This is a genomic window from Bradyrhizobium sp. B039 (genome assembly GCF_038965675.1).
Lineage (GTDB): Bacteria > Pseudomonadota > Alphaproteobacteria > Rhizobiales > Xanthobacteraceae > Bradyrhizobium > Bradyrhizobium diazoefficiens.
This window is the reverse complement of sequence record NZ_CP152416.1, coordinates 5,895,874-5,908,196: the sequence shown is the minus strand read 5'-3', so window position 1 is coordinate 5,908,196 and position 12,323 is coordinate 5,895,874. Positions and strand designations below refer to the sequence as shown.

Genomic DNA, 12,323 nt, shown 5'->3' with positions numbered 1-12,323 from the left:
AATCTCGAGGTTGTGAATGCCGATCGAGATTCCGGGGGCGATGCTTTGCATCGCTCCGGAATGACGACAGGCGCAATCAGCGTTGCGTCAGGAACCCCACCACCGCATCGGTGAACGCGTGCGGCTGCTCGACATTGGAAATATGGGCGGCGTCGATGATGGTCATGTTGGCGCCGGGAATTTTCGAGCGGATCAGCTCGCCCGCCGAGATCGGCGTCGCCATGTCGTGGCGGCCGGCGATCACCAATGTCGGGCTCTTGATCTTTGGCAGCAACTCGCGTTGGTCGAGCGTCGACAGCGCCTCGCAGCAGGCGAGATAGCCCTCCACGGGTGAGGCGAGCAGCATCGCTTTCATCCGGGCGGTGATGTCAGGCTCGCGCTCGCGGAAATCCTGGGTGAGCCAGCCCGCGATCACGGCATCGGCCACCGCCGCGATGCCGCCCTTCTTCACGGCATCGATGCGTTCCAGCCATTTGGTCGGCTCGGCATAGTAGCAGGAGGTGTTGGCGAGGATGAGCTTGCCGAAGCGCTCCGGCGCATTCGCGCCCAGCCATTGTCCGACCATGCCGCCCATCGACAGGCCGCACCAATGCACCTTCTCGATGTTGAGATCGTCAAGGATCGCCAGCACGTCGCGGCCGAAGCGCTCCATCGTGTAAGGGCCGGGGGGAACGTTCGACTTGCCGTGGCCGCGGCGGTCATAGCGGATGACGCGGAACACCTGCGTCAGCGCCTTCATCTGCGGCTCCCACATCTGAAGCGTGCAGCCGAGCGAATTGGACAGCATCAAGGTCGGCCCGCCGTCGCGGCCTTCGACGGAGACGTTGATCAGGCAACCGTCGGCATCGATCATGGGCATGCGGCGTCTCCGTTCTGGAGCATGATCCGGAAAAGTGTGGAACGGTTTTCCGAAGGGATCATGCTCAAACAATCAATCTCGCTCGAGGCTGTCGAGCAGCCGGTCGATCATGGCTTGGGAAGCCCCTTGATAGGCCATCGGCTCGAACAATGCCGCAATTTTTTCCGGCGAAAGATGCGCTGTGATCTGCGAATCGGCCGCGAGAACCTCGCGCAGATGCTTCTTCTCGGCGACCGCGCGCTTGCTCGCGGCCTCGATGAGATGATGCGCATCGCTCTTGCCGATCCTCTCGGCCAGCGCAAAGGTGACCGCCTCGGCCATGATCAGCCCGTGCGTCGCATCGAGATTGCTGCGCATGCGCGCGGCATCGACGTCCAGGCCCTCGGCGATGTCGACGATGGCGGCGAGCGCGCCCGAAGTGACCAGCATCAGTTGAGGCAGCGTCGGCCATTCCGCATGCCAGGGGCCGGCGCTGCGCTCGTGGTCCTGTACCTGCGCCGCAAAAATCGTCGCGGCGAGCTGCGGGGCCATGGTGGCACATCCCAGCGCGCTTGCGGCTGCGACCGGGTTGCGCTTGTGCGGCATGGTCGAGGAGCCGCCGCGGCCTTCGCCGGCCGGCTCGAACGCCTCGGCGACATCGGTCTGCATCATCAGCGAGACGTCGCGCGCGATCTTGCCGCAGCTTCCGGCGAGAATCGCGAGGGCCGATGCGGCTTCCGCGATGCGGTCGCGATGGGTGTGCCAGGGTGCTTCCGGCAGCGGCAGGTTGAGCTCCTGCGCCAATCGTTCGGCGACCGCGAGCCCCTTGTCGCCGAGGGCCGCGAGCGTGCCGGCCGCGCCGCCGAATTGCAGCGCGAGGCCGTCGCGGGAGAGCCGCCTGAGGCGGCAGCGGGCGCGAGCAAGGCTCGCGGCATATTCGGCGGCCTTGAGCCCGAACGGCATCGGCAGCGCGTGCTGGAGCCAGGTCCGCGCCACCATTGCGGTGTTGCGATGATTGCGCGCCAGTGCGGCAAAACCCTTGATTGCGCGGCTGAGGTCGGCATCCAGCGCGTCGATGGCGGCGCGCAGCGTGAGCATGGTCGCGGTGTCGATGACGTCCTGGCTGGTCGCGCCCCAATGCACGTAGCGTGCGGCCTCCGCATCGGCCTTCGCGACGTTGGCGGTCAGCGCCTTGACCAGGGGAATCGCGAGATTGCCGGACCGTGTCGCGGCCTCGGCCAGCGCGGCGATGTCAAAGGTATCCGCCTTGCAGGCGGTTTCGATCGGGCCCACGGCGGCCGCGGGAATCACGCCGGTGGCGGCTTCGGCGCGCGCCAAGGCTGCCTCAAAATCGAGCATGTTCTGGAGCGTTGACCGGTCGTCGCAGACGGCGCGCATGGCGGCGCTCGACAGCATCGGCGCAAGCAGGGGGGAGAGGGCTGTGCTCATGTTGCGCGGGACCTAACCATCATGGCCCGCCTGTGCCAATCCAAAACCGACCGCGCAAGATTTTTTGCAGTTGCGAATATGCATTGCACGTGGCCGGAGGCCGCCCTTTCCTTTGCGGCCTACGTGCGTTACTTGAACAGCATTATAATTGCACGATCCCGGGAGGCACCCCATGGCCATGACGATGAACGGCGAAGTCCAGCTTGCGGCGCCGCGCGAGGCTGTGTGGGCCAAGCTCAACGATCCCGAGGTGCTGAAGGCCTGCATCCCCGGCTGCGAGGAGCTGGAGAAGACCGACGACGGCGGCTTTCGCGCCACAGCGAAAATGAAGGTCGGCCCGGTGTCGGCGCGCTTCAAGGGCAAGGTGACGCTCTCCGATCTCGATCCGCCGAACGGCTACAAGATCTCCGGCGAAGGCGAGGGCGGGGTGGCGGGCTTTGCCAAGGGCGGCGCCGTGGTCAAGCTGGCGGAGAAGGACGGCGGCACGCTGCTCTCCTACGACGTCGAGGCGCAGATCGGCGGCAAGTTGGCGCAGCTCGGACAACGCCTCATCAACGGCGCCGCCAAGAAGCTGGCCGACGAGTTTTTCGCGAACTTCGCCAAGGCGGTACAGGGCTGAAGGCTATCGCCTTTCGGCATGGCGCCTTGCGTCCGGGGTGATGTTGCCCCGGGGCATAATGGCCCATATGATGGGTTGGAATAATTATAAGAACCGCTTCGACGGGACCCGTCGGGGCGCTGATAGAGAGTGCTTATGGCGAAAATCTCCCTCATCGTGAACGGCAATCCTGTGACGGCCAACGTCGATCCCCGCACGCTTCTGGTGCAGTTCCTGCGCGAGAATCTACGGCTGACCGGCACCCATGTCGGCTGCGACACCTCGCAGTGCGGCGCCTGCGTCGTGCATCTCGACGGCAAGGCCGTGAAGTCCTGCACCACGCTTGCCGTGATGGCTGACGGCCACGAGGTCAAGACGATCGAGGGGCTGGCTGCCGACGGCGCGCCGCTGCATCCGATGCAGGAAGCCTTCCGCGAGCACCATGGCCTGCAGTGCGGCTTCTGCACGCCCGGCATGATCATGACCGCGATCGACATCGTCAATCGCAAGGGGCACGAGGTCGACGACCACACCATCCGCGAGGAGCTGGAAGGCAATCTCTGCCGCTGCACCGGCTACCAGAACATCGTCGCCTCGATCTCCGCCGGCGCCAAGGCGATGGCGAAATCCGACCTCGCCTAAATCGACACGCGCGCATCCCGCGATCAGGACATTCAGATGTACGAATTCAAATATCATCGCCCCGGGACCGTTCGGCAGGCCGCCAACCTCCTGGTGAAGAACGAAGACGCCAAGGTGATCGCCGGCGGCCACACGCTGATTCCGGTCATGAAGCAGCGCCTCGCGAGCCCTCCGCATCTGGTCGACCTCTCCCACATCGAGGGGCTCAACGCGATCGAGATGAAGGGTCGCTCGCTGGTGATCGGCGCCACCGCCAAGCACGCCGAGGTCGCGACCTCCGCCGTCGTCGGCGAAGCGATCCCGGCGCTCGCGAGCCTTGCCGGCGGAATCGGCGATCCCGCCGTGCGCCACAAGGGCACGATCGGCGGCTCGCTCGCCAACAACGATCCGACCGCGGACTATCCGGCCGCGGTGCTTGCGCTCGGGGCGACCATCGTCACCAACAAGCGCCGCCTCAAGGCCGAGGAGTATTTCCAGGGCCTGTTCACGACGGCGCTCGAGGCCGACGAGATCATCACCAAGGTGATGTTCCCGCTGCCGAAGAAGGCCGCCTACATCAAATTCCGCAACCAGGCCTCGCGTTACGCGCTGGTCGGCGTGTTCGTGGCGCGGCGTCCGTCGGATGTCCGTGTTGCCGTCACCGGCGCCGGCTCCGAGGGCGTGTTCCGCGTCACCGCGTTCGAGGAAGCCCTGAAGAAGCGCTTCTCGGCGAAAGCCCTTGATGGCATCGAGGTGCCGGCCGAGGGTCTCAACAGCGACATCCACGGCAGTGCCGAATACCGCGCGCACCTCATCGGGGTGCTGACGCGGCGGGCCGTCGACGCCGCCAATGCCAAGGAATGATGGGCCTCACCAACTGGCCCAACGACTTGCCCCGGTGAGGGCGTAACCAAGACTGGCCTTTCATGACTTCAGCCGCCCTGCCGGCATCGGTTGATGCGATGCTCGAACTCCTGACGTCGCGCGGCTATCTCGCCGAGCGGTCGCTGGCGACGGTGACGTATCTGTCGCTGCGCATGGGCCGGCCGCTGTTTCTCGAAGGCGAGGCCGGCGTCGGCAAGACCGAGATCGCAAAAGTGCTGTCGGCGGCGCTGGGGCGGAAGCTGATCCGCCTGCAGTGCTACGAAGGCCTCGACGTCTCCTCGGCCGTGTACGAGTGGAACAGCGCCGCGCAGATGATCGCGATCCGGATGGCGGAAGCCGCCGGCGACACCGATCGCGATCAACTGTCGAGCGACATCTTCGCCGATCGCTACATGATCAAGCGACCGCTGCTCCAGGCGCTGGAGCCTGACGTCGCGGGTCCGCCGGTGCTCCTGATCGACGAGCTCGACCGCGCCGACGAGGCGTTCGAAGCCTATCTCCTGGAAATCCTCAGTGACTTCCAGGTGACCATTCCCGAATTCGGCACCGTGAAGGCGCCGTATCCGCCGATCGTCATCATCACCTCCAACCGCACCCGCGAGATCCACGACGCGCTGAAGCGGCGCTGCCTCTATCACTGGGTGGATTATCCCGCCGCCGAGCGCGAGCTCGCGATCGTCAAGACGCGCGTGCCCGGCATCTCCACAAAGCTGTCGCAGCAGGTGGTGCGCTTCGTTCAGGCGCTGCGCAACCAGGACTTCTACAAGTCGCCGGGCGTCGCCGAGACCATCGACTGGGCCACCGCGCTGTCCGAGCTCGACGCCCGCTCGCTGACCCCGCAGGTGGTCGGCGACACGCTGGGCGCGCTGCTCAAGTATCAGGACGACATCACCCGGATGCAGGGCGACACCCTGCAGAAGGTGCTGAAGGAAGCGACGAGCGAGGATTGATCTCGCGTCAAATTGCGCCCGTCATTCCGGGGCGCGCGTAGCGCGAACCCGGAATCCATCGGGCCGCAGAGTTCGTGGATGACTGGATTCCGGGCTCGCGCCAAAGAGGCGCGCCCCGGAATGACGAGGGGATGGATACGACCCATGGCCATCAACCACCTAGCGCCCGAGCAGACCGAGCAGTTCGCCGACAACATCGTCGGCTTCGCCCGCGCGTTGCGCGCGGCGGGCATGCCGGTCGGGCCGGGCGCAGTGATCGATGCCATGAGCGCGCTCCAGGTGATCGACATCGGCAACCGCGCCGATGTCTTTGCCACGCTGGAGGCGATCTTCGTCAAGCGCCACGAGCATGCGCTGATCTTCAAGCAGGCCTTCAACCTGTTCTTCCGCGCCTCGGAGGAGTGGAAGCACATGCTGGATTCGGTGCCGCTGCCGGAGCAGGCCAAGAAGAAGCCGCAGGCGGGTGCGCGCCGCGTGCAGGAAGCGATGTCGCAGCCGCGCATGACGGAGACGCCGCAGCACCAGGAGCAGGATCTGCGCCTGTCGGTCTCCGACAAGGAAATCCTTCAGAAGAAGGATTTTGCCCAGATGAGCGCGGCGGAGATCAGCGAGGCCCTGCGCGCCGTCGAGCGGATGCGGCTGCCGCAGGCCGAGCTCCTGACGCGCCGGCACCGGCCCGATTCCCGTGGCCTGCGCCTCGATCTGCGCCGCACGCTGCGTGCGTCATTGCGCACCGGCGGCGACATCATCGACATTCATCGCCTGGGGCGGATCGAGAAACCGGCGCCGATCGTCGCGCTGCTCGACATCTCGGGTTCGATGAACGAGTACACGCGCCTGTTCCTGCATTTCCTCCATGCCATCGGCGATGCGCGCAAGCGCGTCTCGGTGTTCCTGTTCGGCACCCGCCTCACCAACGTCACCCGCGCGCTGCGCCAGCGCGATCCCGACGAGGCGCTGGCGAGCTGCTCGGCCTCGGTCGAGGATTGGGCCGGCGGTACGCGGATCTCGGCCTCGCTGCACAACTTCAACAAATTGTGGGCGCGCCGGGTCCTGAGCCAGGGCGCCATCGTGCTCCTGATCTCCGACGGGCTGGAGCGGGAGGCCGATTCCAGGCTCGCCTTCGAGATGGACCGGCTGCACCGCTCCTGCCGGCGGCTGATCTGGCTCAACCCGCTGTTGCGCTTCGGCGGCTTCGAGGCCAAGGCGCAGGGCATCAAAATGATGCTTCCGCACGTTGACGAATTCCGCCCGGTACATAATTTGAGTTCGATCCAGGAGCTGATCACGACGCTCTCCCGGCCGCTGCCGCCGCATCACCGCAGCCTGATCCGCTCCGCAGCTTGAGAGGTTACCCCATGCTCGATCGCGACGAGGACATTCTGAGGGCGGCGGAGGACTGGCAGAAGGCCGGCCGTGGCGTCGCGCTCGCCACCGTCGTCGAGACCTGGGGCTCGGCGCCGCGCCCGGCGGGCTCGAGCCTCGTCATCAACGACGAGGGCACGTTCTTAGGCTCGGTCTCCGGCGGCTGCGTCGAGGGCGCCGTGGTCACCGAGGCCATGGACGTGATCGAGAGCGGCAAGCCCAAGATGCTGGAGTTCGGCGTCGCCGACGAGACCGCCTGGAATGTCGGGCTGTCCTGCGGCGGCACCATCCGTGTCTTCGTCGAGAAGGTCGGCTAGCCGTGAAGCTCGCGATTTTGCACGAACTCAATGCCGAGCGCGCCGCGCGCCGCCCGGCGATCTTGGTGACGGACACCGAGAGCGGCGAGCAGCGCCTGGTCAAGGCGCAGGATTTTGCGAAAGACCCGCTGCGCGTCGAGCTCGAAAAACAGCTTCGCATGGGCAAGAGCGCCAATGTCGAGGTCGGCGGCAAAAAGCTGTTCCTCAACGTCTACGCGCCGACCGCAAAGCTCGTCATCGTCGGCGCGGTCCATATCAGTCAGGCGCTGGCGCCGCTGGCGCGCTCGCTCGGTTACGACGTCACGGTCGTCGATCCGCGCACAGCCTTTGCGAGCGCAGAGCGCTTCCCAGACATTCCGCTGGTGGCCGAATGGCCCGACACCGCGCTGCCGCCGCTCAACGTGGATGCCTACACGGCTTTCGTCGCGGTGACGCACGATCCCAAGATCGACGATCCTGCGCTGCTGCACGCCTTCGAGCGCGGCTGCTTCTATATCGGCGCGCTGGGCTCGCGGAAGACCCATGCCAAGCGCGGCGACCGGCTGCGGGCGCAGGGCGCCAAGGACAGCGACATCGCGCGCATCCACGCGCCCATTGGCCTTGCGATCGGCGCCGTCTCGCCGTCGGAGATCGCGGTGTCGATCATGGCCGAGATCACGGCGGTGCTTCGGCTGCCACCCAAAGAAAAAGAAGAAGCGGCATGAAATTCGGCCCGGCGAGCCCCAAGGATGCGATCGGCGGGGTGACCGTCCACACCCTGCGCCAGGGACCGCTGGTGCTGAAGAAGGGCACGACGATCGGGCCCGCCGAGGTCGAGGCGCTGGAGCGCGCCGGCATCAAGGACGTCGTCGTGGTGCGGATGGAGGAGGGCGACGTCTCCGAGGATATCGCCGCCGCCAGTATCGCGCTTGCGGTCGGCGGCGAGGGCATCCATGTCGAGCGCGCCTTCACCGGCCGCGCCAATCTGTTCGCGGCATGCCCGGGCGTGCTGGTGATCGACCGCGCCGCGGTCGATCGCATCAACAATATCGACGAGGCCATCACCTTTGCGACGCTCACCGCCTACAAGCCGGTGGTCGAGGGCGAGATGGTCGGCACGGTCAAGATCATCCCGTTCGGCGTCGAGGGCGCTTTGCGCGACGCCGCGGTGAAGGCGGCCGGCCGGGACGTCCTGAAGATCGCGCCCTACGTGATCAAGCGCGTCGGCGTGGTCTCGACGCTGCTGCCGGGCCTGTCCTCCAAGGTGATCGACAAGACGCTGCGCGTCACCGCCGAGCGGCTGGCGCCGGCCGGCGCCGGCATCATCGCGGAGCGGCGGGTCCAGCACGACGAACACGCGCTGTCGGCCGCGATCAAGGAGCTGCTCGCGCTTGGCGCGGAACTCGTCATCGTGTTCGGGGCGTCCGCGATCGCGGATCGCCGCGACGTGATCCCGGCGGCCGTCACCGGGATCGGCGGCGAGATCGAGCATTTCGGCATGCCGGTCGATCCCGGCAATCTGCTGCTGATCGCCCGCGCCGAGGGCGTGCCGGTGCTGGGCGCGCCGGGCTGCGCGCGCTCGCCGGTCGAGAACGGGTTTGACTGGGTGCTGATGCGTCTGCTCGCCGGCATCAAGGTGACCCGCGCCGAGCTGATGGGCATGGGCGTCGGCGGGCTCCTGATGGAGATCGTCACGCGTCCGCAGCCGCGCGCGAGGCCCGAGATCGAGGGCAACAGCCAGGTCGCCGCCATCGTGCTCGCGGCAGGGCGCTCGACCCGCATGGGTGGGCCGAACAAGCTGCTCGCCGAGCTCGACGGCAAGAAGCTGGTGCGGATCGCGACCGAGCAGGCGCTGGCCTCCAAGGCATCCGAGGTGATCGTCGTCACCGGCCATCAGACCGAACTGGTCGAGCAGGCGCTGCAAGGCTTGAAGGTGAAATTCGTCCGCAATCCGGATTTCGCCGGCGGCATCGCGAGCTCGGTCAAGGCCGGCATCGCGGCCGTGCCCGAAGCTTGCGACGGCGCCGTGGTTTGCCTCGGCGACATGCCGCTGATCGATGCCGGCCTGATCGACCGTCTCATCGACAGCTTCGCACCGGACCGCGGCAATCTCATCGTCGTGCCCGTCAGCGAGGGCCGCCGCGGCAACCCCGTGCTGTGGTCGCGCCGCTTCTTCCGGGAGCTGATGACGCTCGATGGCGACGTCGGCGCGCGCCACCTGATCGCCAAGCACACCGAGGCGGTTGCGGAAGTGCCCGTCGACGGCGAGGGCGCGTTCCTCGACATCGACACGCCGCAAGCGCTGGAAGCGGCAAGACGGGGATAGTGTGTAGGGTGGGTTAGCCTTGCGGCTGCGCGCAAGCGCAGTCCGCCAGACGTAACCCGCCAACGTCGCCCCGCATGCATTGAAGCATGTTGGGTTACGCCGAGCGACTGCGCTTCGCGCAGCGCTAACCCACCCTACGATACCGGATTGCTTTCGTCCGCCTACTTCTTGGTGTTCGACAGCTTCTCGCTGCCGGCCTTCAGCTCGACGCCGCTCTTGGTCAGGAGGGCCTTGTCGCCGCTGCTGAACGTGAACGTGTCGGCGCCCGCGCTGATGCCGTTCCACGCCACGGCTTCGGCGAGGGACAGATACCACAATCCCTGGAATCCCGACGCATTGTTCAATTGCCCCGTCCAGACGGTGGTCGATCCGCAGCCGAGGAAGTTCACCGAGAAACTGATCGCAGTGCCCGTGTTGCCGTAGGCCAGCCAACCCGTCACACCTTGCGGCTTGCCCTCGTCACAACTGTTTGCAGCGTTGTTGGTATAGGTCCCCGCGATAGCACCCGTGTTCGAGTTGAAGCTGGCGATGGCCAGGGTCGAGCCATACTGGTTGGTCCAGGTCCAGTTCACCGACTGCGCATATGCGGGCAGGGGTCCGATCAGGGACGCCGACGCAATCATCGCCAAGAGCATTCCGTTGAAGTGACGCATGGTTGTTTCCTCCGGCTCTCTGCTTGGAGCATCAACTACTTTAAATGATGCGCTTCACAAATACAACTAAAAGATGTATGAGGTCGCTCGTGCGTCCGTCAGGCTTTTCAACCACTCGTTCACCATCTGGAAACGGTCCCGCGCTTAGAGTTCCTTCCACCTGCCTTGGGGGGAGGGGTTTTTTCCATGGCTTCGAATGTCGTCGCGCGCCGTTGCGCGATGTTTTTCTTTGCGTTGTCTGTTTGTGTCGCGGGCGCTCGCCACATCACGGATGCACGCGCCGCCGGCGCGTTTGCGGTCGGCAAGTGCGGTGCCTATGGCCAGGCTTTCGATTACGGCGCCGAGCACGAAGCCCGCGCCGCGGCGCAGAAGCAGTGCAAGGGCGACTGCACGACGGTGACGATGAAGCGCGCCTGCGCGGCGATGTCCGTCGATCTGTCCAATCCTTGCGGTGCCTATGGCTATGCCGTCAAGCCGAAGATCTCCGCCTCGCTCAACGCCGCCACGCGCGAATGCTACAAATACGGCGGCAAGGAATGCGTGATCCGCGCCTGGGCCTGCGACGCGAAGGGTTGAATTCTCCTCCGTCATTCCGGGGCGTCGCGCAGCGACGAACCCGGAATCTCGTGCGATAATCTCCAGATTCCGGGTCTGCGCCTGACGGCGCATCCCGGAATGACGATTTGTGGAGACATGTATGCAGTTCGATACCAAGATCGCCGTGGTGATCCGCAGCGATCTCCAGGCCTGGCAGAAGCTCAACGTCGCGGCTTTCCTCACCAGCGGCATCGCCGCCGCCTTTCCGGAATGCATCGGTGAACCCTATGAGGACGCCTCGGGCACGACATATCACGCGCTGATCGGCCAGCCGATCCTGATCTACGGCGCCGAGGGTCCGGCACTGTCGCGCGCGCTCGACCGTGCGCTCACCGGAAACGTGGTGCCGGCCGTCTATACCGAGGACATGTTCAAGACCACGCACGATGCCGCCAATCGCGAAGCGGTAAAGGCGGTGGCACGCGCGGACCTCAATCTCGTCGGGATCGCAATGCGCGCCGAGCGCAAGGTGATCGACAAGATCGTCGACGGGCTGAAGTTCCATAGCTGACGCGATCCGCACGTTGCGCCGCGTCGTCATCGTGATGTCACGATCGCGCGAGTCTTGCGTAAACTTTGTGCGGTTTGACTCCAATCAAGGGGGCGCCGCCCGGTGCCGCTAGTTTGCCTCCGTCATTCAAACGGAGCAGACAGATGCCGACCATGAAAGCCGCAATCGTCAGACAATTCGGCAAGCCGCTCGTGATCGAGGACGTGCCGGTGCCGCAGCCCGGACCCGGCGAGGTTCTGGTCAAGGTCAAGGCGTGCGGCGTCTGCCATACCGATTTGCACGCAGCCTCCGGCGACTGGCCGGTGAAGCCGGTTCCGCCTTTCATCCCGGGCCATGAGGTTGCCGGCATCGTCGCCGCGCTCGGATCCGGCGTGAAAAATCTGAAGGTGGGCGATGCCGTCGGCGTCGCCTGGCTGCACGATGCCTGCATGTCCTGTGAATATTGCGAGACCGGCTGGGAGACGCTGTGCGAGCACCAGCACAACACCGGCTACAGCGTGAACGGGGGCTTTGCCGAATATGTCATCGCCTCGGCTGCCTTCGCCGCCAAACTGCCGGCGACGATCGATTTTGCGGGCATCGCGCCGATCCTGTGCGCGGGCGTCACCACCTACAAGGGCTTGAAGGAGACGGAGGCAAAGCCCGGCGAGTGGGTCGTGATCTCGGGCGTCGGCGGGCTCGGCCATGTCGCGATCCAGTATGCCAAGGCGATGGGCCTCAAGGTCGCGGCCGTCGATATCGCCGACGACAAGCTCGAGCTCGCGCGCGAGACCGGCGCCGACCTCGCCGTCAACGCGCTCGCGGCCGATGCCGTGGACAAGGTCCTGGCGGTAACCGGGGGAGGGGCGCACGGCGTGCTGGTGACGGCGGTCTCGATCGCCGCGTTCGCCCAGGCGCTGAAGATGGTGCGCCGGAAGGGCACCGTCAGCCTCGTCGGTCTGCCGCCGGGCGAATTCCCGACGCCGATCTTCGACGTCGTGCTCAAACGCATCACCGTGCGCGGCTCCATCGTCGGCACCCGCCGCGATCTCGACGAAGCCATCGCATTCGCCGCCGATGGCAAGGTCAAGGCCGAAGTGACGAAGGTGCCGCTCGCTGAGATCAACGACGTCTTCGACCGGATGAAGGCCGGCAAGATCGAAGGCCGCATGGTGCTGGATTTTGGCTAGTGCGTTGTGAAACGAGCCGTTGCCGCGAAGGAGGTGCGCTCCCTCCCCCGCAAGCGGGAGAGGTG

Annotated in this window: 14 protein-coding genes; 11 read left to right on the top strand and 3 right to left on the bottom strand. The window is 65.8% G+C overall.

What is annotated here, in order from left to right; all coding sequences use genetic code 11:
- Positions 1-76: 76 nt before the first annotated feature.
- Positions 77-859 carry a 3-oxoadipate enol-lactonase gene (gene pcaD, locus AAFG50_RS28180; RefSeq protein ID WP_028173405.1) on the bottom strand — a complete coding sequence of 261 codons (783 nt, stop codon included), beginning with the start codon at positions 857-859 and terminating at the stop codon, positions 77-79.
- A 72-nt stretch (positions 860-931) separates the two neighbouring features.
- The gene (locus AAFG50_RS28175; RefSeq protein WP_028173406.1) at positions 932-2,287 is read right to left on the bottom strand and encodes a 3-carboxy-cis,cis-muconate cycloisomerase; all 1,356 of its coding nucleotides are present in this window, start codon (positions 2,285-2,287) and stop codon (positions 932-934) included.
- 172 nt (positions 2,288-2,459) lie between these two features.
- Between AAFG50_RS28175 and AAFG50_RS28170 the strand changes: the two genes are divergently transcribed.
- The 8 genes from AAFG50_RS28170 (at position 2,460) to AAFG50_RS28135 (ending at position 9,328) form a co-directional block, all read left to right on the top strand.
- Positions 2,460-2,906: a carbon monoxide dehydrogenase subunit G gene (locus AAFG50_RS28170; RefSeq protein WP_011088412.1), complete on the top strand. Its 447-nt coding sequence runs from the start codon at positions 2,460-2,462 to the stop codon at positions 2,904-2,906.
- A 135-nt stretch (positions 2,907-3,041) separates the two neighbouring features.
- Positions 3,042-3,527 (top strand): (2Fe-2S)-binding protein, encoded by a 486-nt coding sequence (locus tag AAFG50_RS28165; protein WP_028173407.1) that lies wholly within the window; start codon positions 3,042-3,044, stop codon positions 3,525-3,527.
- A gap of 36 nt (positions 3,528-3,563) precedes the next feature.
- On the top strand, positions 3,564-4,370 hold the full coding sequence (locus AAFG50_RS28160; RefSeq protein ID WP_028173408.1) for a xanthine dehydrogenase family protein subunit M: 807 nt from the start codon (positions 3,564-3,566) through the stop codon (positions 4,368-4,370).
- Between the two features lie 62 nt (positions 4,371-4,432).
- Entirely contained in the window at positions 4,433-5,341 is a 909-nt protein-coding gene (locus tag AAFG50_RS28155; protein WP_011088409.1) for a MoxR family ATPase, read from the top strand.
- Between the two features lie 144 nt (positions 5,342-5,485).
- Positions 5,486-6,688: a VWA domain-containing protein gene (locus AAFG50_RS28150; RefSeq protein ID WP_028173409.1), complete on the top strand. Its 1,203-nt coding sequence runs from the start codon at positions 5,486-5,488 to the stop codon at positions 6,686-6,688.
- Between the two features lie 11 nt (positions 6,689-6,699).
- Positions 6,700-7,023: an XdhC family protein gene (locus AAFG50_RS28145; protein WP_011088407.1), complete on the top strand. Its 324-nt coding sequence runs from the start codon at positions 6,700-6,702 to the stop codon at positions 7,021-7,023.
- A gap of 2 nt (positions 7,024-7,025) precedes the next feature.
- A complete protein-coding gene (locus tag AAFG50_RS28140) occupies positions 7,026-7,727 on the top strand; it encodes an XdhC family protein (RefSeq protein WP_028173410.1) in 702 nt (233 codons plus the stop codon).
- Positions 7,724-9,328, top strand: coding sequence for a molybdopterin-binding/glycosyltransferase family 2 protein (locus tag AAFG50_RS28135; protein ID WP_039185526.1), 1,605 nt, complete (start codon positions 7,724-7,726; stop codon positions 9,326-9,328). Before AAFG50_RS28140 ends, AAFG50_RS28135 begins: the two co-directional genes overlap by 4 nt.
- 161 nt (positions 9,329-9,489) lie before the next feature.
- Here AAFG50_RS28135 and AAFG50_RS28130 read toward each other — a convergent pair whose 3' ends face one another.
- Positions 9,490-9,981, bottom strand: coding sequence for an avidin/streptavidin family protein (locus AAFG50_RS28130; protein ID WP_028173412.1), 492 nt, complete (start codon positions 9,979-9,981; stop codon positions 9,490-9,492).
- A 186-nt stretch (positions 9,982-10,167) separates the two neighbouring features.
- On the opposite strand from AAFG50_RS28130, the gene AAFG50_RS28125 reads away from it, so the two are divergent.
- The 3 genes from AAFG50_RS28125 to adhP all read left to right on the top strand — a co-directional run bounded on the left by AAFG50_RS28125 (position 10,168) and on the right by adhP (position 12,258).
- Positions 10,168-10,557 (top strand): DUF4189 domain-containing protein, encoded by a 390-nt coding sequence (locus AAFG50_RS28125; RefSeq protein ID WP_011088403.1) that lies wholly within the window; start codon positions 10,168-10,170, stop codon positions 10,555-10,557.
- A gap of 121 nt (positions 10,558-10,678) precedes the next feature.
- The gene (locus tag AAFG50_RS28120) at positions 10,679-11,089 is read left to right on the top strand and encodes a DUF2000 family protein (protein ID WP_028173413.1); all 411 of its coding nucleotides are present in this window, start codon (positions 10,679-10,681) and stop codon (positions 11,087-11,089) included.
- Between the two features lie 143 nt (positions 11,090-11,232).
- Entirely contained in the window at positions 11,233-12,258 is a 1,026-nt protein-coding gene (gene adhP / locus AAFG50_RS28115) for an alcohol dehydrogenase AdhP (RefSeq protein WP_028173414.1), read from the top strand.
- Positions 12,259-12,323 lie beyond the last annotated feature (65 nt).